22 protein-coding genes are annotated in these 21,757 nt (G+C 49.2%); 7 read left to right on the top strand and 15 right to left on the bottom strand.

Annotation, left to right across the window (positions count from 1 at the left end):
* The first annotated feature begins 106 nt into the window (after positions 1-106).
* Genes BUC22_RS06155 through BUC22_RS06140 form a run of 4 tightly spaced genes read left to right on the top strand, consistent with a single transcriptional unit; the run spans position 107 to position 3,948 of the window.
* Entirely contained in the window at positions 107-1,606 is a 1,500-nt protein-coding gene (locus tag BUC22_RS06155; protein WP_013379428.1) for a phytoene desaturase family protein, read from the top strand.
* Positions 1,603-2,466, top strand: coding sequence for a phytoene/squalene synthase family protein (locus BUC22_RS06150; protein ID WP_013379427.1), 864 nt, complete (start codon positions 1,603-1,605; stop codon positions 2,464-2,466). The genes BUC22_RS06155 and BUC22_RS06150 overlap by 4 nt, the downstream gene beginning before the upstream one ends.
* Positions 2,463-3,131, top strand: coding sequence for a diacylglycerol/polyprenol kinase family protein (locus tag BUC22_RS06145; RefSeq protein WP_013379426.1), 669 nt, complete (start codon positions 2,463-2,465; stop codon positions 3,129-3,131). Before BUC22_RS06150 ends, BUC22_RS06145 begins: the two co-directional genes overlap by 4 nt.
* A gap of 10 nt (positions 3,132-3,141) precedes the next feature.
* On the top strand, positions 3,142-3,948 hold the full coding sequence (locus BUC22_RS06140; protein ID WP_013379425.1) for a DUF92 domain-containing protein: 807 nt from the start codon (positions 3,142-3,144) through the stop codon (positions 3,946-3,948).
* A 47-nt stretch (positions 3,949-3,995) separates the two neighbouring features.
* On the opposite strand, the gene ispD is transcribed toward BUC22_RS06140, so the two are convergent.
* From ispD to BUC22_RS06105, 7 genes are all read right to left on the bottom strand, one after another.
* A complete protein-coding gene (gene ispD / locus BUC22_RS06135) occupies positions 3,996-4,700 on the bottom strand; it encodes a 2-C-methyl-D-erythritol 4-phosphate cytidylyltransferase (RefSeq protein WP_041690090.1) in 705 nt (234 codons plus the stop codon).
* Positions 4,701-4,704: 4 nt separating this feature from the next.
* Positions 4,705-5,169 carry a tRNA (adenosine(37)-N6)-threonylcarbamoyltransferase complex ATPase subunit type 1 TsaE gene (gene tsaE / locus BUC22_RS06130; RefSeq protein WP_013379423.1) on the bottom strand — a complete coding sequence of 155 codons (465 nt, stop codon included), beginning with the start codon at positions 5,167-5,169 and terminating at the stop codon, positions 4,705-4,707.
* Between the two features lie 8 nt (positions 5,170-5,177).
* Positions 5,178-5,483: a PspC domain-containing protein gene (locus BUC22_RS06125; RefSeq protein ID WP_013379422.1), complete on the bottom strand. Its 306-nt coding sequence runs from the start codon at positions 5,481-5,483 to the stop codon at positions 5,178-5,180.
* 9 nt (positions 5,484-5,492) lie between these two features.
* Positions 5,493-6,710: a pyridoxal phosphate-dependent aminotransferase gene (locus BUC22_RS06120; RefSeq protein WP_073382604.1), complete on the bottom strand. Its 1,218-nt coding sequence runs from the start codon at positions 6,708-6,710 to the stop codon at positions 5,493-5,495.
* On the bottom strand, positions 6,710-7,003 hold the full coding sequence (locus BUC22_RS06115; RefSeq protein WP_013379420.1) for a YerC/YecD family TrpR-related protein: 294 nt from the start codon (positions 7,001-7,003) through the stop codon (positions 6,710-6,712). Before BUC22_RS06115 ends, BUC22_RS06120 begins: the two co-directional genes overlap by 1 nt.
* 129 nt (positions 7,004-7,132) lie before the next feature.
* Complete coding sequence (gene yaaA / locus BUC22_RS06110) at positions 7,133-7,885, bottom strand: peroxide stress protein YaaA (protein WP_013379419.1); 753 nt, start codon at positions 7,883-7,885, stop codon at positions 7,133-7,135.
* Positions 7,886-7,978: 93 nt separating this feature from the next.
* Positions 7,979-8,944: a bile acid:sodium symporter family protein gene (locus BUC22_RS06105; RefSeq protein ID WP_073382601.1), complete on the bottom strand. Its 966-nt coding sequence runs from the start codon at positions 8,942-8,944 to the stop codon at positions 7,979-7,981.
* A 177-nt stretch (positions 8,945-9,121) separates the two neighbouring features.
* Here BUC22_RS06105 and cysS point away from each other — a divergent pair, with 177 nt between their 5' ends.
* Together cysS and BUC22_RS06095 are read left to right on the top strand one after the other, a co-directional pair.
* Positions 9,122-10,519, top strand: coding sequence for a cysteine--tRNA ligase (gene cysS / locus BUC22_RS06100; protein WP_013379417.1), 1,398 nt, complete (start codon positions 9,122-9,124; stop codon positions 10,517-10,519).
* Positions 10,504-10,923 (top strand): Mini-ribonuclease 3, encoded by a 420-nt coding sequence (locus BUC22_RS06095; RefSeq protein ID WP_013379416.1) that lies wholly within the window; start codon positions 10,504-10,506, stop codon positions 10,921-10,923. Before cysS ends, BUC22_RS06095 begins: the two co-directional genes overlap by 16 nt.
* 36 nt (positions 10,924-10,959) lie before the next feature.
* Here BUC22_RS06095 and BUC22_RS06090 read toward each other — a convergent pair whose 3' ends face one another.
* Together BUC22_RS06090 and BUC22_RS06085 are read right to left on the bottom strand one after the other, a co-directional pair.
* Positions 10,960-11,310 (bottom strand): hypothetical protein, encoded by a 351-nt coding sequence (locus BUC22_RS06090; protein ID WP_013379415.1) that lies wholly within the window; start codon positions 11,308-11,310, stop codon positions 10,960-10,962.
* Between the two features lie 231 nt (positions 11,311-11,541).
* On the bottom strand, positions 11,542-12,042 hold the full coding sequence (locus tag BUC22_RS06085) for a hypothetical protein (protein ID WP_073382599.1): 501 nt from the start codon (positions 12,040-12,042) through the stop codon (positions 11,542-11,544).
* A gap of 201 nt (positions 12,043-12,243) precedes the next feature.
* Here BUC22_RS06085 and BUC22_RS06080 point away from each other — a divergent pair, with 201 nt between their 5' ends.
* Positions 12,244-13,746 (top strand): GntR family transcriptional regulator, encoded by a 1,503-nt coding sequence (locus tag BUC22_RS06080; RefSeq protein WP_013379413.1) that lies wholly within the window; start codon positions 12,244-12,246, stop codon positions 13,744-13,746.
* Positions 13,747-14,231: 485 nt separating this feature from the next.
* On the opposite strand, the gene BUC22_RS06075 is transcribed toward BUC22_RS06080, so the two are convergent.
* From BUC22_RS06075 to BUC22_RS06050, 6 genes are all read right to left on the bottom strand, one after another.
* Positions 14,232-17,243 (bottom strand): MrcB family domain-containing protein, encoded by a 3,012-nt coding sequence (locus tag BUC22_RS06075; protein ID WP_073382595.1) that lies wholly within the window; start codon positions 17,241-17,243, stop codon positions 14,232-14,234.
* Between the two features lie 170 nt (positions 17,244-17,413).
* Positions 17,414-17,872, bottom strand: a complete 459-nt coding sequence (locus tag BUC22_RS06070) for a hypothetical protein (protein ID WP_013379410.1) — start codon at positions 17,870-17,872, stop codon at positions 17,414-17,416.
* A 181-nt stretch (positions 17,873-18,053) separates the two neighbouring features.
* The gene (locus BUC22_RS06065; protein WP_013379409.1) at positions 18,054-18,794 is read right to left on the bottom strand and encodes an ABC transporter ATP-binding protein; all 741 of its coding nucleotides are present in this window, start codon (positions 18,792-18,794) and stop codon (positions 18,054-18,056) included.
* Entirely contained in the window at positions 18,778-19,590 is an 813-nt protein-coding gene (locus BUC22_RS06060; protein ID WP_013379408.1) for an ABC transporter permease, read from the bottom strand. Before BUC22_RS06060 ends, BUC22_RS06065 begins: the two co-directional genes overlap by 17 nt.
* A gap of 8 nt (positions 19,591-19,598) precedes the next feature.
* Positions 19,599-20,567 (bottom strand): ABC transporter substrate-binding protein, encoded by a 969-nt coding sequence (locus BUC22_RS06055; RefSeq protein ID WP_013379407.1) that lies wholly within the window; start codon positions 20,565-20,567, stop codon positions 19,599-19,601.
* Positions 20,568-20,581: 14 nt separating this feature from the next.
* On the bottom strand, positions 20,582-21,616 hold the full coding sequence (locus BUC22_RS06050) for a radical SAM protein (protein WP_013379406.1): 1,035 nt from the start codon (positions 21,614-21,616) through the stop codon (positions 20,582-20,584).
* Positions 21,617-21,757: the final 141 nt, after the last annotated feature.

Raw genomic sequence — 21,757 nt, 5'->3', positions numbered from 1 at the left:
CTTGATTTATTCCTATAGGTTTAGTATTTGCTACATCGCTTAATAGTTTCCTTTTTCGGTTTAAGGGTATATAACCTTTAAACAAAACGATAAGGAGCTGATTAATTTGGCCAAAAAAGTTACAATTATAGGTGCCGGGACAGCCGGACTCGCCGCCGGCATCCGCCTCTTAAAAAACGGCTATGAGGTCGATATCTGCGAACGCCTGCCCCAGGCTGGCGGTAAAATGAACCAGATCAAAGAACAGGGCTTTACCTTTGACGTGGGACCGACCATTGTCATGATGCCCGATATTTACAGAGAAATTTTTGAATACGCCGGAAGAAACCCCGAGGATTACATTCCCATGAAACGGCTGGACCCAATGTATGTCCTCACTTTTTCAGACGGCGAGCAGCAGCGGGTATCCTCAGAACTGACCGAGCTGACAGGCATGCTGGAATCCATCAGTCCCGAGGATACTCTCGGCTATTTTAACTATCTGGCTGATGTCTACAAACGCTATCTGGTAGCCAAGGATGAGTTTATTGATAAATCCTTCCGGGACCGCGGTGATTTTTATAACCTCAAATCCCTGGCCAACGCCATGAAGCTCAAGACCTTTGACGACGCCTACACCTCGATTTCCAAATTTGTAAAAAATGAAAACCTGCGGAAGGCTCTGGCATTCCAGACCCTTTATATTGGCATTTCACCCTATCAGGGTCCTTCGATTTACACCATCATTCCCATGATCGAGCTGCTCTACGGCGTGTGGTACATGCCCGGCGGCATGTATACCATGGCTGAGGGCATGGTGCGTCTCTTTGAAGAGCTTGGCGGCACCCTGCGGCTGGACACACCGGTTGACTGCATCGATATTGAAAACGGCCGGGCTGTGGGCGTCCACATTGGTGATACTGTGGAATCTCCGGACTACATCGTCTGCAGTGCGGATTTCCCCTATGTCATGAAATCCCTGGTTCATAACGTGGAGGCAAAGGGCAAATATACGGACGATAAGATCGACGAGCTGGAATACTCCTGCTCCTGCTTTCTGCTCTACCTGGGGCTGGATAAAAAAATCCCGGATCTGGCAGTGCACAATATCCGCTTTGGCGGCGATTTTGACCAGAATGTCCGTGAAATTTTTGAAACCTATACTCTGCCCGATGATCCTTCCATCTATCTTTATCTGCCCTCAAAAATCGACGCGTCCATGGCCCCTGAGGGTTGTGAGGCGCTTTATGTACTGGTACCAGTATCCGAGCTCTCCAAGGGCGATGTTTTATGGGACAACCGAACCATCAAAGCCTACCGTGAAAAAATTCTGGACAAGCTGTCCGCCATCCCGGGACTTGAGGATATCGAAAGCCACATCGTCTTTGAGAAAAGCCTGACCCCGCTGGATTTCCAGGATACTTTCCACGCCTATAACGGCGCGACCTTTGGGCTGAAGCCAACCCTGTTCCAGAGTAATTATTTTCGTCCCCACAACAAGGCTGATCACTGTGAGGGGCTTTACTTCTGTGGCAGCAGTGTGCATCCCGGCGCCGGGGTTCCCATTGTCCTCACCTCAGCCAAGCTGGCGGTGGATGAGCTTTTAAGGGATGACGGCCTGCTATGAACGCCACTCTCGAACGTGATTACGCCTTCTGTGAGGACGTGATCAAGGAAAATTCCAAAAGCTTTTACCGGGCTTTCTCGGCGCTGCCCCGTCAAAAAGCTTTATCCATCTTTGCCATTTATGCCTTTTGCCGCAGGGCTGACGATCTGGCCGATATTCAACAGGATCGCCGCGGGCTTGAAGCCTTTCAGGAAACCTTTGAAGCTTTCAAAGCCGGGCTCACCCCGGATGAGCCCATGTGGCGGGCGCTCCGGCACACAGCTGAGCACTACAATATTGATTTTTTGCCCTTTGATGATATGCTCACTGGTCAGCGTATGGACTTAAACTTTGAACAGCCTGCTACCCAAACCGCCCTTGAGAGCTACTGCTACTATGTCGCCGGCAGTGTCGGGCTCATGATCTTGCCTGTGCTCTCAAAACATCACCGGCTTCTTACGCAAAACGCAGTGGATCTCGGCAAGGCCATGCAGCTGACCAATATCCTCCGGGACGTGGGTGAGGATCTGACAAACAAACGGGTCTATATTCCCCGGGAAATCCAGCTGCTTTACGGCTACTCCGACGAGGAACTGCACGGACAGACTGTCAACCACACCTTTAAACAGCTCTGGGAACATGAGGCCCGCCGATCCGAGTTTCTCTATAAAAAAGCGCTGATGGGACTTCCTCTGTTTGACGCAGACAGCCGCCTGCCTGTACTCCTGGCCACTGTCCTCTACCGCCAGATACTGACCGCTGTCCGGGACAACCAATACGACTGCTTCAGCAAAAGGGCTGTGGTGCCAAAGGCACGGCAGCTCTTACTCTACCGCCAAAGCACCCAGGCGGTTCGAAATTTGAGAGGTAACCCTTTATGATCGACACAAATCTTCTCGGGATCATTCTGTCTTTTATCTATGTTTTTATCATACTGGGGCTGTCCACCCTGCTGCAAAAGCGTGGGCTGTCCACAGAAGGCTCCCGTAAGCTCGTGCACATTGGTGTATCTAACTGGTGGCTCATTGCCATGGCCTGTTTTAATAACGTAGTGTGGGCATCCGTGGTGCCGGCAGTCTTTATTGTGCTTAACGCTATTTCCTATCGGAAGGATCTGTTCAGCGCCATGGAGCGCCACGAGGGCAAAGGGGATCTGGGTACCGTTTATTACCCCATCTCCCTGCTGGTTTTGACCATCCTATGCTTTGGCGGCTACAGCCCGCCCTATGCCGGGGCCCTCGGCGTCTTTATCATGGGATATGGTGACGGTCTGGCTGCAGTCATTGGAAAACGCTATGGCATAATGGCGTACCGTATCTTCGGCAATACCAAAAGCTACGTAGGCAGCCTGACCATGCTGGTAGTTTCCTTTGTGGTCTGCACCGTGATCCTCTGGGCTGCAACACCAGTCTTTCTGGGAACCATCCTGCTTCAGGCCCTGATTCTTGCGGTTTTTGCCACGGTAGTAGAGGCTGTCTCCCCCTTTGGTCTTGATAACCTGACCGTTCCTCTGCTTACCTTTTTCCTATACCAGCTGTTTTTTTAAGGAGTAATCAATGAAAGCTTTACTACTCGGCGTTCTTCTGAGCGCCATCATTGGCTTTGCAGCCTATAAAAAAAAGGCCCTGAGCCTTAGCGGCTTTGTGGCGGCAGTGGTGCTTGGCACCGTTATTTACCTCTGCGGCGGCCTCCTGTTCTGGCTGACCATGATCGCCTTTTTCATTTCTTCCAGCCTGCTGACCTTTATCAAATCCAGTAAAAAGGAAGCTGCCCAGCAGCTCAATGAAAAAGGCGGCCAGCGCGACGCCGTACAGGTTTTTGCCAACGGTGCTCCGGGAATGGCAGCGGCAATCCTCTTCTGGTTCTATCAGAATCCTGTTTTCCTCATTATTTTTGCCGCCTCCTTTGCCTCCTCCAATGCGGATACCTGGGCCTCGGAAATTGGCGTTTTAAACCGGAAGCCGCCGGTTTCAATCATTGGTTTTAAGCCCATGGAGGCTGGTACTTCAGGCGCTGTGAGTCCTCTGGGGATGGCCGCCTCGTTTTCCGGCGCGCTGTTCATTGCTCTGGTTTTCTGCCTGTCCGGCGGGCTGTTTTGGGGGCTCCCGGTTCTCCGTCTTTCATGGGTGCTCATTATCACCGTCAGCGGTTTTCTGGGCTGTGTGACCGACAGTATTCTGGGCGCTGTGGTTCAGGCTCAGTACCGCTGTGCCAGCTGCGGCCGCCTGACAGAAAAGACCGAGCATCACGGCGAGGCTGCGGTGCTGGTCAAAGGCTTTAAAATCATGAACAATGATGTCGTCAATTTCCTGAGCGGTATGGTTGCCGGAGTGTTTGGCAGCATCTTCTTTAATCTTTTATAAAAGCTCAAATATAAAAAGACCATTTTCCCGCTGGAAAATGGTCTTTTCTAATGCTCTCCTGAAAAAAGGTCAATGAGCGACTCCGCGATGATCAGATCTTCAGGTGTCGTTATTTTAATATTGTTGTAGTGTCCCCGGACAATTTTGACTGGCACACACATGCGCTCAACCAAAAAGGCATCGTCGGTGCCCTCCACATCCTCCTGGATAGCCTTCTCGTGGGCGTCCAAAAGCAGATCATAGGTAAAAGTCTGGGGCGTCTGGATCTCAAACAGGAAGTCTCTGTTTGGAGTATATTCCACAAAGCCGTCTTTCTCAACAACTTTAATGGTGTTTTTGGCTGGTACGGCCACAATGGTGGCCTTGTGCTGGATGGTTTCATAAATGCTCTGAACAATGATATCCTCCTTGATCAGAGGTCTTGCACCGTCATGGACCAGTACAATATCGGTCTGAGGGCTGACCTTTTTCAGCCCCTCATAAACAGACTTCTGACGGGTCGATCCGCCCTCCACCAGTTTGATTTTGGAGTAGCTGTGAGGATTTAAAACCTGCTGGCGGCAGATTTTAAACTCATTTTTATTGATGACCAGAATAATCTCATCTATGAGGGAGCAGCGCTCAAAAACATCCAGCGTATAGGACAGAATCGGCTTTCCCCGCAGGGTCAGGTACTGCTTGTTGATGGGCGCATTCATGCGCGTTCCCTGACCGGCGGCGGGGATAATGACACTGGTTTTTATCTTTTCCATACTTTCACCATCCCAATTCTTTAAGGCCGTCAATGACTGCTGCTTCCTCTGTCTCAATAGTAATGAGGCGTTCCTCCGGTTTTTCGGTTTGATCCAGAACAAAGATTATTTTGGATGTAAAGGGATAGTCACAAGCCACCTGAGGCCATTCAATGATCAGGCTGCACCCCTCTCTCAGGTAGTCCTCAAAACCCATTTCGTATAGCTCCTCAGGGTCCCCAAGGCGGTACAGGTCAAAGTGATAGACCTTTTTATCCCCGTCCTCATAGGCGTTAACCAGGGTATAGGTCGGACTGCTGACATCGTCAAAGATGCCCATCCCTTCGACAATCCCCTTAGTGACAGCCGTTTTACCAGCTCCCATACCTCCTGTCAGCAGGATGGTATGAGGGCCGCTTAACAGGCTGCCGAAATCTGCTCCCAGCCGTCTTGTGGCTTCAGGAGATTCCGTCTTTATTGTGATTTTCATGAACATTCCTAACTATCCGATTTTTTCTGATCGTCTTCGTCATCGACAATCTCATACTCAACCTCTACCACGTTGTCATCCTGGCCTGTTCCTGCGCTTCCGCCCTTATCCTTGATCACTGCGGATAAAAGCACATAGAGAAGAATGCTGACCACACCGGAGATAAAATTGAGTACAAACGGCAGTACGGGCAGAATAAATAATACCCGGAAAATCCAGGGCGAGACGCCCAGATATTCCCCGATCCCCTGGCACACGCCGGAGATAATTCCGTTTTGCTTGTCTCTGAGCAGACGTTTTTTTCGATTACTCATAAAATTGTATTATCCTTGTATATAACCGCTCATGAAGCGCTGAAGGCGGTCCATGGTTTCTTCAAGCTGTGTGGGCGCTGGCAGAAAAACCACTCTGAAATGGTCGGGCTCGGCCCAGTTAAAGCCTGTGCCCTGTACCAGCAACACGCGTTCCCTTTTGAGGAAATCCAGGGCAAACTGAACGTCGTCTGTGATGTTGAAGCGTTTGATGTCAATCTTCGGGAAACAGTACAGCGCGCCGTCAGGCTTGACACAGCTGATACCCGGGATCTCGTTGAGCCGCTTGTAAACAATGTTGCGCTGCTCGTAAAGACGTCCCCCCGGACGCACCAGGTCGTCGATACTCTGATATCCGCCGAGGGAGGTCTGGATAGCGTACTGGGCCGGAACATTGGCACACAGACGCATGGTTGCCAGAAGATTGATACCCTCGATATAGTCTCTGGCCATTTCCCTGTTTCCTGAAAAAACCATCCATCCAACTCTGAAGCCCGGAACACGGTGGGATTTTGACAGCCCATTGAGGGTGACCACCAGGGTTTCATCAGTAAGGGTTCCCATAGGCACATGCTCGATTTCATCGTAAATGATCTGGTCATAAATCTCATCGGAAAAAATGATCAGCTCATTTTCAACCGCAATCTTGACAATTCCCTCAAGGATTTCCCTCGGATAAACAGCCCCCGTGGGGTTGTTGGGGTTGATAACGACAATTCCCTTGGTGTTGGGCGTAATCTTCTTTCGAATATCCTCGAGATCCGGATACCAGTTGGACTCCTCGTCACAGATATAGTGGACAGCCCTGCCCCCTGCCAGAGTGGCGCAGGCGGTCCAGAGCGGATAATCCGGCGCCGGGATTAAAATCTCATCGCCGTCGTCCACCAGTGCCTGCATACAGAAAGAGACCAGCTCACTGGAGCCGTTTCCGATATACACATCCTCCTCATTCAGGTCCATAAGTCCCTTTGTCTGATAATACTGCACAATGGCTTTTCGTGCCGGGAAAATCCCCTTGGAGTGGCAATAAGCCTCAGAGCTTCTGAGGTTATAGCGAATATCACGGATAACCTCGTCCGGAGCGTTCAGGTTGAAGGTCGGCGGATTTCCAGTATTGAGCATGATGATGTCAATCCCCTCCGCCGTCATCCTGTCTGCTTCCTCTACGACCGGTCCGCGGATATCATAACAGACGTTGTCCAGCTTTTTGGATTTTTTAAAAGTTCTCATTAATCCTCACCTTCATTTTGGTCAAACATCCTCTCGATAATCTGACGGTACCCCTTTCCATGCTTCAGGCAGCGGTTGACACGGCTGATGGTCGCAGAGCTTGCGCCGGTCTGGTTTTCTACGTCGATAAAGGTTTTTCCTTCATATAATAAAAGGGCGATTTGAAAACGGTTGGCCATATCGTCAACCTCTTTTATTGTACAGATATCCTCTAACAGTTCAAAACATTCTTCTTCTGATTCGATTGATAGAATGGCCTGAGCCAACATTTTGCGTTTATCATTTGTATCCATGGTTTTACCTCTGTTTTCTTAAATTAAAATCATTATCTTTGATAACACTTAAAATTATCTTATACTCCATTAAAGCGTATGGGATTATTATATCATGCTGAACAGCTAAAGCAAAGAAATATCAAAAAATCACCTTTGTGAAAGGTCTTTCACAAAGACAAGTTCACTGTCAGACGAAAGCGCTTCATCCAGATGGTAACCATCCGCATCAAAGCCTCTTAATGTCTCAGTGCTCTTTGCCCGATTACGGATAATCCAGCCTGCCATCAGGCCTCTTGCCTGCTTGGACTGGGTAGAATGAGTTTTAGGTTCGCCGTTTTTCATGACCTTAAAGGTGCAGGTAATCATTTCATCCGGAGATTTCAGATGCTTTTCGACCGCCCTGCCATACTCGCCGGAGGTCAGGTTCACAATAGGCAGATCTCCCCCACCTGTAATCTCCCGGTAGATCAAATCACCCCAGAAGGCATACAGGGACTGTTTTTTCAGAATTTTATTTTTCATTTCCAGCCGGTAGGGATAAATGCTGTCAAGGGGCTTCAGCACACCGTAGAGAGCATCGAGAATCCGCAGATGCGCATTTGCGTACTGCCAGTCCTCCGGCGTGAAGGTTTCGGCCGCCAGAGCTTTGTACTGCTGTCCATCGTAGGCCAGCAGGGCCGGTGTGCCGTCTGTATCAAACCGAAATGCCGCAAAACGATCTCTGTTGAGAGCTGCCAGCTGATCACTCAGCTGCATTGCCGCCTTAAAATCATCCTCTGTCATGGCTTTAAGAATATCCGCCAGCTCTGCCGTTTTTGCTTCAAACACCGGCAGACTGGTTACCGCACCTGGCAGTTCAAAGGTTCTGAGATTCTTGGCAGGCGATAAAATCATCTTCATCCGTACACACCCTCTTTCGTTTTTGTATTTCTATATAGTATACACTAAAAAAAGCCCTCATACGAGAGCAGATTGATAAATTTTCAAGCTTTATTAAGATACTTTCTCGACAACACGTTCGCGGCTCGCTAGCCGGTCCAGGCAGAAGCCCGCCATGGCAGCCAGAATCTGCTGAAACAGAGTCCCGATCATAACTGGAAACATGACCTCGGGCGGAAAATACTGCCCGGCGATCACAGCCCCGGCGCTGATGTTGCGCATACCGCTGTTAAAGATCATGGAGCCCCGCCCGTCATTGTCCTCCTTAAAGATTTTGGAGGCCAGAAACCCCCAGAAAAAGCCACTGACTGCCAGCAAAAAGATGACGAGAGTTACCAACAGCAGAGCAGGCGTCATCTGGCTGAAAAAAGGGGCGACCTTGGTAGAGTTGATGATGACGACCAGAATGAGTCCTATTTTACTGAAAGGCGCAAGCTTTGGAGACAGTGTATGCTTGACACGCCCCCTTGTGGCATGATTGAGTGCCATAGCCAGCAGCGCTGGAACAGCGATCATCAGCACCAGATCCTTCATCATGCCGGCAACCGAAATCTCCACTGCCGAACCCATGAGCACATGCAGGCTGAAGGGCACCAGAAAGGGCGCGACCAGCGTATCTATGAGAATGATAGAGAGCGTCAGCGCCGAATTGCCGTGGTAAATATTGACCCAGACCAGACTCACAATGCCTGTGGGCACAATGAACTCCAGAACGATCCCGGTGACCAGCAGCGGATCATCAAAAATCAGGCTGCCCACCAGAAAAGCGGTAACCGGCACCACGATATGCAGGATCAGCAGAACCACGATCAGCGAAATCGGATGCATGGCGATCTTCTTCATATCCCGGAACCCGGAACTAAGGCTGCCCGCAAAGGTCATAAAAGCAAAAAGCCACGGTACCAATGGCGCAAACCGACCCAGCCACGCCGCGAAAATAACCCCAATGAACAGACAGGATGGCGTAACCAGCGGCATCCACTTTTCGATAAAAACATTAAAACGGCTTAAATACTGCATTTTTATCTCTTTTCAATTCTAAATTTACAAACCTTTTAATCATTATACCACGCCCCTCCTGCCCGTATACAATACTTTTCCATGAGAACGTAAACAGATTTTTATTTCCTTTATAGGAAAACCGCTCTGCCTATGCTATAATAAACACAATCGTAAAAAATAAAGAAGGAGAAAGCCATGAAATTATACAATACCCTTACCCAGAAAAAGGAAGCGTTTGTTCCCATTGAAGAAGGCAAGGTACGGATGTACTCCTGCGGGCCGACTGTTTATAATTACTTTCATATCGGCAACGCCCGTCCCTTCATCGTCTTTGACGTGCTCAGACGTTTTTTAGAATATATCGGCTACGATGTCAAGTTTGTCCAGAACTTTACCGATGTGGACGACAAAATCATCAACCGCAGCATTGAGGAAGGTATTACCGCTGCCGAAGTCGCTGACAAGTACATTGCAGAATACTTCAAGGATGCCGACGCTCTGGGCATCCGCCGGGCGGACGTGCACCCGCGTGTCAGCGACCACATGCCTGAGATCATCGAAATGATTAAAGAGCTTGAGGCACGCGGGCTGGCCTACAACGTGGACGGCAATGTCTACTATCAGGTCGACCATTTTCACGACTACGGAAAGCTCTCCAAGCAGTCCATCGACGATCTGAAATCCGGCGCGCGTATCGATGTGAACGACGAAAAACGCAGTCCTCTGGATTTTGCTCTCTGGAAGAAGAAAAAGGATGGAGAACCCTACTGGGAAAGCCCCTGGGGCCAGGGACGCCCAGGCTGGCACATCGAATGCTCCGCCATGTCCCGCAAGCATCTGGGGGAAAGCATTGATATTCATGGCGGCGGCCAGGATCTGATCTTCCCCCACCACGAAAATGAGATCGCCCAGTCCGAGGGTTCCTGTGGCTGCAAGTTTGCCAACTACTGGGTCCACAACGGGTATATCAACATCAACAATGAAAAAATGTCCAAATCCAAGGGCAACTTCTTTACTGTGCGCGACATCGCCAAGCACTATGATTTGGAAGTGGTTCGCATGTTCATGCTTATGGCTCACTACAGAAGTCCTGTCAACTTCTCCGACGAGCTGCTGGGACAAGCCCAGAACGCTCTGGAGCGGCTCTACAATGCCAAATACCAGATGGAATATCTGCTTGAAAACAACAAGTCAGAAGCCGCCAGCGAAGATGAAAAAACATGGATGGACAATCTGGCCCAATACAAAAAAGGTTTTATTGACGCCATGAACGACGACCTGAATACTGCCGACGCCATAGCCGCCATTTTTGAGCTGGTACGGGATACCAACTCCAATCTGAGCGAAGCCTCTTCCAGAGAGGCGGTAAAAGCCGCACTGGATCTTTTTAAGGAGCTGACCGGCGTTATTGGGCTGGCAGCAAAGGAAAAAGAAACGGATCTGGAAGCTGAGGTTGAAGCCCTCATCGCTCAGCGCCAGGAAGCCCGTAAAAATAAGGATTTTTCTCTGGCCGATGAAATTCGCGACGCGCTGCTGGCCAAAGGCATTATACTTGAAGATACGCGCGAAGGAGTCAAATGGAAGAAAGCGTAAAACAACGTCTGCAAAAAAAATACACCATCGCTGAGGCAAGGGCCCTCAATCCATTGACCCTTGCCTATATCGGCGATGGTGTTTATTCCGAGTATATCCGTCGTTTTCTGGTATCTGGCGGTATCTCCAATGTTAACCACCTGACAAAGGAATCCATAAAGTACGTCAGGGCCGACGGACAGTCCAAAATGGCGCTGGCCCTCATGGACTCTCTGACCGATGAGGAGCAGACTATTGTAAGACGTGGCCGCAATACCCGCTCCCATGTACCCAAACATGCCAGAACCATCGACTATCGTTACGCCACCGGTCTCGAGGCCCTTGTCGGTTATCTTGAGCTTACCGGTCAGAAGGAACGGCTTGAAGAGCTGATGGTGCGCGGCATCAACCTGCTGTCCGAATAAAATAAGGCCCTGCTTATTGATTAAAGCAGGGCCTTTTTACTGTTCGTCATTGGCGTCCGCACGCCAGCTTTCCAATACTGCACGCGCCTCCTGAACCGCCTCCTGAATGTTTTCCACTGTAGCGTTGACACGCGTTTCTCCCAGGGCAGACAAATGAATGCCTTCAACCAGAGGGTGATAGCAGTCAAAGATGTAGGTCCCAAAATACTTCTTTTTATGAAAAGTATCATATTCTGTGCGCACAAATTGCTTTAGCTCCTTAAAAGCAGCGCGTACAATTGTTTTGTCTTCTCCAGCCTGGATCAGCTTTTCAACAGAGGCTATTTTTTCTTCAACAATACGTGCGTTTTTCTCAACGTATTCTTTTTGATTAGTAATCCCATCCATCACTGTTACCTCCCATGTATTTTGTATATTTTATCATAAAAATAATTAATTAGATAGATGAAATCTATCATTTATTCTATTTTTTTTCATTTTTTCCTGTAAATTTTATTTTTAATTACAGTTTACCGTATTTTATGATTATTTTTAGGGCAGTAACACAAAAACCGCCTGCCATGATGGCGGACGGTCTTATGGTTATAGATAATAACATATATTCTGTTTTTACAGGGTCTAAATAGCTTTCTCAATATCTGAAAGCTCTGACGCCTCTTTATCACTGTTCTCTTTTTCGTCTGAATCTGCTTCCGGTTTGGCTTCGGCTTCTCCAGAAGCTGCTGGTTCTCCAGTGCTTTCTTCCTCCGGTGCTGCTTCATCCACAATGGTTTCCATCGCTGAACTCAGATCGGCATCCGGGGTTATCTCTGCCGTATTCTCCTCTGTCTGACTCTCATCCGCAGCTGATTTTTCCCTGCGGGGTCCTGCTGTCATTTCTACCAGATACCCCATACCTCCCAGGGCAGCTGCATAGAAAATATACGGACCGCAATTAGTGACAAAATAAACGATGATATCCGTCAGGCTCTCAGATACCGTAATATACTGGGTACTGATCAAATTTGAAATATAGAGAGCCGTATTAATTAAGGAAAAAATTGCGTAAATACCGAAAAGCACAGCGGCAATGTAGAGGGCCAAACTGGCTTTATTCTTCTTTTTAGCTTCCGTTTTCATGTTAACTCCTTTGTAAATTGATAATCAATAGGATACCAAACCAATCTGATGGCTTTCTGACAGCAATGTGACCGTTTGGTGAAGTTTTTTCTTTTTACACCTTAATCATAACCGCATTGCATTTCGCCGCTCAATTCATGGTATTTTGAGGCTATAAATGGTAAAATATAGATTATACACTAAATATAAAGGATGAATACCTTGAAAGATACACAAGATCTCTATCAAATTGTTTATGAACATTACGCTAACAAAATCCGTTTTGGTCTTTACCGGGAAGGAGACTCCCTGCCAACCATTGAAAAAATAAGCGGACAGTTTAATATTTCCATCAACACGGTACGGCAATCCCTCATTAATCTTGAACGAGACGGCTTTATCCGCCTGACAAGGGGAAGGCCCGCCATCGTTACCATTACCTACAGTGACGATGAATGCCGCGAGCGTTATATTGAACATTTCACCGCCCGCCATGACGCTCTGGAGGAGCTTCGTGCCTTTCTGCCCGGAATATTTGCCAAGACCTTGCTCCATGCTTTTTATTTTATGAAGCCAAAGGACTCCGAAAAGCTGATGGATTTGCTTCTGCAGACGAGCTTTGAGGACAGCCTGCCCTTCTTCTATCCTCTGCGATTTGTCCTCGCAAGTCTTGGAAACCCTCTTTTGGAAAGCGTACACCTGGATGCCTCCATGTTTACTTATCTTTCCCCCAAAAAGATGAGCGCCATTGGCCTTCCCTATGATCTGGGCACCTTTGCCTCTTTTTTGAACGGCTTCAGCCAGTTGTCCGATTTCAAGGCCACCGGGGATTACGCTGGCATGTGCCAGGTTCTCACCAGAGTCTGCCGCCTTTTATCGGAACAGATCGGCCTTTTGAACAAGGAGGTAACCGATCGGTTTGGCAAAAATCCCAACCAACTGCCCTTTGTATGGCACATACAGGCAGGCAGACCACAGGTATATTATAACGTGGCAGTTAGCATAATTGCGGATATACGAAAAGGCGTTTATAAAAACCAGGAATTTCTGCCAACACCGGCTACTCTTGCCGAAAAATACGGTGTCTCCCTGATCAGCATCCGAAGAACCATCGCATTGTTAAATAGTGTTGGCATGACTGAGACCATAAACGGATGCGGAACGCGGATAAGCCTGTACCGCAAGCCTTTAGAAAGTCTGGATCTTTCCAGTCCCGGGACTCGTAAAAGCCTGATTTTTTACCTCATGGGACTCCAGCTCGTCACCATTAACGTCCGTACCGTTGCCCAGGAAAGCTTTAACGCAATCACCCCTGAAAGAATTGACGAGATCATCCGCCTCTATGAACAGGAAACCCAGAGCAGGAACTACCTCTATACTCATGGACAGATTTTAAAAACTGTGTTTTATTCTCATAAAAACTCTGAAATACGGGCGATTTTCAGCCCGCTCATCCATATTATGTCCTGGGGGATACCGTTAAGTTACCTTGGCGACTCCGATATGGACGCAAAGGGTGAGGAACTTGACCTTCTGATTAGCCTGCTAAAATCTGGTGACAAAGAGAGCTTTGCCCGCCAGCTGGAAATGAACAGCTGGAATATTCTTATCCGTAAACGTCAAAAGCTCATGGATGCAGGACTGACCGACGCTGAAACGATACGGATACCAGCGCTTGAAATTTTAAACCTTGCCTCAGATTCTATTCATTTTAATTCACACTAAAAAAACGCAGGGAAAACCTTGAGCTTTCCCTGCGTTTTAATTTTTATCAATGGTAAGGCCGGAACCGCGGGCCATAACACCGTTTGGGGAGTGCTGTTTCCTACAAGAGCCATTCGCTTTCGAAAATCTAACAACATGATAGGTGGAGAAAGGTAGGTTTACAGCAGTGCCTGGCCGTCACAGTCCCTCCTTACTTTCCAATAAAAAGGAATCATCTGCTTTGGATACACATCTGTCGGATGCTTCATCATCGCCTTATTATAATCCAAAGTTGAGGACAACGCAAGCTTAATTTATGTTTTAATAATGACTCACCAGTATTATCCACAGAGAAATTTTTGCACCGCTGTGTTTTTTGAATGATGCTATCTATATTTTGTTATTTTTCAAACATACTCGTTTCAAAATCTCAATATCTTGTATCTATCCACATCATCAACAGTTTATCCACAAGATCGGTGGATACATGTGAATATGTGGACAGCTTAGCTCCAGAAGGAAGTTTTGCCTTCCTGGTCAAAGCGTTTGACCATGGCGCTCAGCTTTTCCGCACTCTTGGGGAAGAGGCCTCCGCGGTTGCCTGCATAGTTTCTTACTGCATTGCCGGAACGGGTACCCGCACAGATTTTGAACAGATCGGTCAGAACAGACTCCACAGCGGAGCCGCCGCCCTGAATACGCGGCAGAATCTTCTGCAGGATGGCATGATCCAGCCCATCCTCCTGGCTCATGAGGCCGTACTCGGCATTGTAGAGCAGATAAAAACAGATTTCGTCACGCACCCGGTAACCAATCTGGGCGTTGGCCTTCATGAGAATACCATTCATCGCCTCAAGCAGCGTGACAACCTCCTGAATCATGTCCCGCTGGCGGGTACAGTTAGCCAGAACCAGAACATCACTTTTTAAAAACCTGTTGCCCAGATGGATTGGCTCTGGCATGGTGCGCGGCGGGCTCTGCAGATGCAGGCTCACCTGTCCAATCTCGATAAGGCTCGCCCGGTCCAGAACCTTGCGGCTCAGTGAAAAAGCTGTTTCCTCACTGCTGACAGTACCGATGATATAGAGGTTTTCCGGCAGGTAAAGCTCGCCGTAGCGTTCCCTTGCCAGCTCGTCACGGCCAAAAGCCTCATCTCCCAGCAGCGGGTCCGTTACGGTGCGGCCTTCCCGGTCACGCCGGGTCTCCATGACAGATAAAATCTCACTGAAATAGTATTCGACCCGGGCCAGATTCATCTCATCCAGACACAGGAAATAGGGCTTTCTGGGATTGTCCACTGCTTCTTTTATAAAGTCATTGAGAGCGCCCGGGACAAAGCGTCCAGAGGAATCCAGATAGCCGAGCAGACCTCTGGAGTCCTTCCAGTCTGGACGGACTGGTACCTGTTTGTATCGGCCGTTTTCTGTGTTGGCTCCCATGGCCTCAGCGAACAAGCGTGCCAGGCTGGATTTGCCAATACCCGCGATACCGGTCAGGATAACAAAGGGCTTGGCCTTTAGACAGAGATAGAGGTTTTCCACAATACCCGGTGTACAGGTAAAGCCGTGGGCGGTAATGTACCCCCCCACTTGACGGAGGGTTCCAGGAATGTCCACCGGTTCTTCCACCAGATTTTCGACCCGCTCCAAGATGCGTTCCACTGCGTTGACCTCCTCAGTCTCAGCGGAGGATTCCTCCATAACACGCTTAGTTTCCAGATAAGCTGCCTCGCTGATGCTGCGGGCAGCCTTTCGGGGCGCTTCATTGGATACCTCGGCCACCGGCTGTTCTGCCACAGAGGCAGGCTCAGGCTGATCCGGCTCAGGAGCAGACGCCATGTGCTCGGGCTGGGTTTCGGCCACAGGTTCTGCCGCTTCTTCTACCGGCTCCCATTCAATGATTTCAGGCACACTGCGCTCCTCATTCTCAGGTTCAATAATCTCGGCTGCCTCCATTTCATGAACTTCAGCTTCAGCTTCGGTTACCGGTTCTTCGGCGGCCCCATCAATCTCTGAGACTTCCTCATCATGCACTTCAGGAGCTTCGGGTTCCTCTGGTTCTTCTTCCTCAGGGTAAAGGTTCAGAATACAGCGCTCGTAATAATCGTTGTAAACCTCCAGCATTTCCTGAAGGTCCTGCTCCAATTGTGTGTCCCCAGGCACCATGCGGTCGTATTCTCTGTAAAAGATCACGCTTTCACGAAAGCGGTCGTCATACAGGTCCACGTCTTTGCTGCCTGTATCAAAGCCTCTGGGGTCCACTCTTCTCTGGATTTCCGCCACCAATGGACGCAGTGCAGCTGCCACAACAGGCTTCACATCCTCCTGTCCGGTTTTTAGCGCTTCCTCCTCAATTTCTTTAAAACCGTGGAACAGGGTCAGATACAGCTTCTGGGTATCCTTGTTGAGCAGGTATTGCACAAAGACGCCGGTATTTGGCACCCTGGTGATGCTGCGGTCAAGTATTGCTACCCAGGGAATCTCGGTCCACTCCTCCACCCCTGCAAACCCTGTGACCTTATAGCGGTCGCCGTCCACAAATTTCAGAGCTTCAATGCAGCCGGGGATACCGTCAGTCAGGATGTCTTTAAAGGAGTAACGGAAATCTCTGGTAAAATAATGACCATACTCGTCCATCAGACTGGTCAGATTTTCCTGAAGACCGGGACCGTCCATACGCTCAAAGTAGTGCTCAATTTTCTGATCCAGAAGCTCGATGATCAGCCGTTTATCGTCAGTGCTCAGCTCGTCCAGCATGGAGACCTCAAGAGCAAAGTAGAAATGCTCATCAATGGTTTCCATGACCAGAAAACCCTTTTCTGCCATGAGTGCGTAAGGGCCATCCATTAAAAAGGCCAGTACGTCATCCAGTCCTGCTTCTTTCACGTTTTCGATGGTCTTATCCGCGTTTTTATCCTGGGACTTACGCTGTGTCTCCCGGGCCTCGTAAAACTTTTTGACACCGGCAGACACCATAAACACATCGGCCTTGCCGCGGTTGTCCGCTTGCTCCAGATAGTTTTTTAAGAAGACCATCTCGTAGGAGCTTTTAAAGGAAACCACTGTTTTACTGGGTCCCAGATAATCGAAAAGCTCCTGTTTTTTTGTCAGCGCTTCATCGGTGGGCAGAATCATTTTGACCAGAAATTCGTCAGCCTCAAGTTTTTCAAACTGAAGAATCGGCCGCTCCTCCATCTGATTTTCGGTCATATTGGCAAAAAAATTTTCATAATCAGGAAACAGGCCAATAAATTTGCTGCTCAGGGCTTTGCTCCAGGTCAACTTGATGTTGTTCACACTGTTTTCGCCAAAGCCGCACTCAATATAGGAGGGAAACTCTCGTCCCTCAAACAGGAAAACAACCCGTGTTTCCCCGCTTTCCGCGCCAAAAAATTTGTTCAGCTCCGCCGGAATTGTCATACCGCCGTCTCTGAATACAAACTGGTCGGTAATAAAGGTTACCGTATAATCATTCAGCATTTTCCACGCATCGTTGGGTCCGAAATTTCGCTCTATCATTTATGAATCACCTCGTTGATTTGGTTATCGTTTTGTTTTTCCTTACAAGTACTATTGTAACATTTCTATCCTTAAAGGGATATTCAATATTTTTACCTTTAAAGATAAAATCCCACGGTTCGGGTTCTCACATGTTTACTTTACTTCTGATGAAAACAGTCCCATGACTTTTAAATAAAATTATCAAAGCTGTTGCTGTAGACCTTCAGAAAGTCATAAAGCTCATGATCCCCATCCATCTCACCCCAGACCTTCGGGGCAGCAGTCCAAAATTCCTTCTGGAATCGTTTCCAATTTTTCGGTCCGAAGAAAACCGGTCCCAAGTGCAGGCCTATCCTGATAAAGTAGAGGCGATGATCCCTCTTAAAGGCATTGATCGCACGGTGGGGATCCTCAAAAACAGGCTTTCCCTCAGCGTTCAGGCCCACAGTGTAATCCCCTGTATTGGGAATGTGGTATCTCCATTCGCTGGCTGCTCCCAGTGGTGAGACGACCTTTGCTTTTTCCGGGTTCAGATAGCGGTCATCATCGCCAAACAGCTGAATTCCGACCCAGGCAGCTGTATAAAAAAACATGACGGCTGCAAGCAATGCGCCGGCCCCTCTTAAAATCAGCTGACCTCTTTTCATTTAATCTCCCTCCCAGCTTCGTTTATAAAAGCCTCTCATGTTAAACCATCCGTTTAATTGATTTTAACACAGCCTTTGTTATTTGCATAGGTCTGCTTTAAATTATACTTCGGGCTTAAGAAACAAAAAAGAAAGAGCGGTGTGCCATAAGTGCCGCTCCTTCTATCTGATTTTAGTTTACTTAAAGATCCCGGAGGATTTCCAGAATATTCTTTTTTTCTTTTCCAAAACCTGGGTCTGTGAGCTGATCTAGAGGGTCTTTTTTTTCAAGCGCTCGCTCAATATCTTTAACAATATGGCCTGGCCGTTTGCTAAAAACCAGTATCCGATGCCCCAGAACCAAAGCCTCCTCGACGTCATGGGTAACAAAGAGCACAGTAGGCCGCAGATCCCGCCAGACTGATAATACCAATTCCTGCATCTTCGGCCGCAGCTGGGCGTCCAGCCCGGAAAAGGGCTCATCCATGAGCAGGCACTGGGGTTCCATAACCAGCAGCCGTGCAAGAGCTGCTCGCTGCTGCATACCGCCCGACAGGGCGCCAGGGTAGTAGTCCTTGAAATCAGCGAGGCCTGTGAGAGCCATAAAACGGTTTACCCGATCCTGCTGCTCCTTTCCCCGCACACCTGCCTGCCTGAGGCCAAAGGCCACATTACCCGCGACAGTAAGCCAGTCAAACAGGACTGGCGTTTGGAACATCATACCACGCTCCACACCCGGGCCAGTCACAGGACTTTCGTTAAAGCATACCGATCCCATCACTGGCTTTTCAAAACCAGCGGCCAGCTTCAAAAGTGTTGACTTTCCGCAGCCGCTGGGCCCCAGCAGTACTGTAATCCTGCCCGGCTCAGTCTTGAAGCTCACATCCTTTAAAACCTCCAGGCCGCCGTAGCCATGGAATATATTTTTAAATGCCAGACTCATTTCCCCTGCCTCCCCGTGGATAGATTCTCCTGCATACAGCCACCAGCAAAAAATCCGTCACCTTTGCGGCCACAGCGATAACAATCATGGCGGTTAGAACCATTTCTACATGGCCGAGCATCCGGGCATCGCTCATGATCGCGCCCAGTCCCTTTGTGACCCCGGTGACCTCACCCAGCACCAGGTAAGCCCAGGCAACGCCAAGTCCAAGCCGAAGCCCCACTGCCGCCTGAGGAAAAGCCGCCGGAAAAACAATGGCACGGAAAAGCCCGAAGCCTTGCGCACCCAGCATCTGCCCAGCCTGAATATACATCTCAGGAATAGCCGCCGCCCCAGCAGCAGTATTGACATAAACAGGAAAAAAAGCTGCCAGCGACATGAGGAAAAGGGTATTTCCCTCGCCTACCCCAAACCAGACAATGGCTATGGGCAGCCAGCCAATACCGGGCACCGCCTTGATCAGATGGATCACCGGGTCAAAAAGACGTTTTAGCACAGGTATACGGCCAGTCAGAAACCCCATAATCATGCCCAGGCTCCCGGCAATGAAAAAACCAGACAGCACTCGAAGCAGGCTGATGCCCAGATTTTCCCACAGAGCCCCGGAATAAGGAGTGACGCCCAGACCGCCAGAAGCAAAATCTGCCAGCACCCGAATGAGCTCCACAGGAGACGGCAGCTTATAAGCTGGGATCTGCCCGGAAGCAGACAGCCAGAGCCAGACCAGCACCACCAGTGCCGGGACAATCCACCCCACCGCGTCCACCCGCTTTAAAATGTTCCGAAACCTTTCCATGTGGCTCCCTAACGCCGCTTAGCTGCCTGTTCCAGAAAACTGAGGTCAAAAATGGCGTCAATATCCGGCACTGTGTCGATCATGCCCAGCTCTTTCATGCAGTCCGCCAGATTTCTGGTATTCTGGATGAAGGTATCGTCAATGTCCGAACAGAGCTCAATATTATCTGCTGAGATTTCCAGTAAAGCCTTGTCTGTGCCAAATTCTGCTGATTTATTTAACCATTTCTCCCGATCTTCGTTCAGCATCCTGGTAGCGTCCACATGGGCATTCACTAAATCCTGAACCATTTCCGGTTTGTTTTTAATGGTGTCCTCAGTAACAATCATAGCCGCGTTGATGGTTCCAACGCTGTCATCAAAATAGGGATAGCTAAGAATGCGTCCATACCCCTCCTGAACAGCCTGAGACGGGTAAGGCTCGCCGCTTAAAAAAGCATCAATATCCCCATTTACCAAAGCCTGCCCCATATCGAAAAAGTCGATGCGCTTAAGCTCCACATCGGTGTCTGTGTTGATGCCATTGCGCTTAAGCACCTCCAGCAGCAGGGCATGGTGCATAGTGCCAGGCACATAGGCAATGCGCTTGCCCTTCAGGTCAGCCTCACTCTGGATACCAGAGTCCTTGTCCACTACCAATGCCGAGCATTTATTGCACAGGCTTGTGACAATTTTGACCGGCTCCCCCTTGGAGGCTGCCGTAATGGCAGTAACCAGTGTGGTGCCGCACATATCCAGGCTGCCTGCCAGCAGCGCGGTTTTCTGGTCACCTGGGTTGGTAAAGGGCAAAACCTCAACGCTTTCCGGCATAAATTCATCGTAAAAATAAGGCGTGATGGTCTGGGCTGTTTTCCAGGTTCCCACTGTTACCTTCTCACTTTTTGCCGCTGTATCTTCTCCTGGGCTGCCACAGCCAGCAAGCAGTCCCGCAGCCATCACCACCGCCAGAGCCATCGCCATATATTTTTTAATTTTCATTTCATTCTCCTTTTTCACTGCATTTCTGGTCCGGCATACAGGGTATAGCCAGCCTGCTCAAACCATTCACCTGCTGTCTGGGCGTCAAACTGATTCCATTTTTCCTTTGGCAGACAGCAGCTGTCCCGAGGGATAGATCCTGTTTCCACCACAGCCACATTGGCGCCAAAGCACATGGCCTTTGGCGTTGCCGGATGCACGCAGATATCCGGCACACGGCTGCCGCCAGCCAGACGCGTGACGGCTATAATCTGGGCCAGGCGGTTTTCAGTTATCTGCGGGTGCACACCAAGAGGAGTTCCTGGCACCGGTACACGGGCCATACCGCCAGTCACGATGGCCTGGTGCTCAATGGCGCACAGACAGATGTCTGCGATTTCCTCATTGCTGTGCTCAATGCCGATGGGCTCAACCAGAAAAACCAGCTTCAGAGGGGAATCCTTGACGGCCCGCAGTGTTTTCAGACGCTCATCTGGCCTAAACCGGGTATCCCTGCCTTCCCTAAGCCGTAGAGAATGATATACAAAGTCCACACCGGCGCGGTAAAGGGCATTGGCTTTTTCCAGATCAAACTCACCCACGTTCAGGCCGATTTCATAGCGGCCTGGCACAGCCCTTCGGATCTTTCCAATAAGCTCTGAAAGTACCTCCAGACTGTAAAATTCTGTAGTCCTGAGGACGATCCAACGCACTTTGTTTTCCGCATAATCCCGAACGTTCTCAATAATTTCCGTTTCCGAAAAGTCCCGCTCATGGTCTGGCTCCACAATCCCCCAGGCTTCACCCAGAGAACAAAAGTCACAATTCATGGGGCATGCCTTATAGTCAACTCCCATAGCGCCCCAGAGGTAGGCTCTGTCACCAGTCACTCGCGAAGCCACTCGGCGGCCCGCCTGTCCCAGGCGATCACAGGCCTCCGAATCCGGATCAATGGCCAGCAAACGGATCAGTTCTGCCCGTTCCAATTCCTTCCCCTCTAGCACATTTCTTTCAGCCCTTTCAATAAAGGCAAACAGCTCTTCTTTTTCCTGCATTTCATTTCCTTTCACACATATCTCTTTGTTCTTCTATTAGACTTTGTCATATAGATGTCAAGATGTAGTATAACGTGTTTTAAAGCGTTTGTCCAGATGATTTTGTGCTGCTGTCGGCTTCTAAACTAAAAAATCCCGGAACCATCTGGTCCGGGA

The sequence above is a fragment of the Eubacterium callanderi genome, from assembly GCF_900142645.1.
Lineage (GTDB): Bacteria > Bacillota > Clostridia > Eubacteriales > Eubacteriaceae > Eubacterium > Eubacterium callanderi.
The sequence above is the reverse complement of the archived record's forward strand: the minus strand, read 5'-3'. Positions and strand labels throughout refer to the sequence as shown.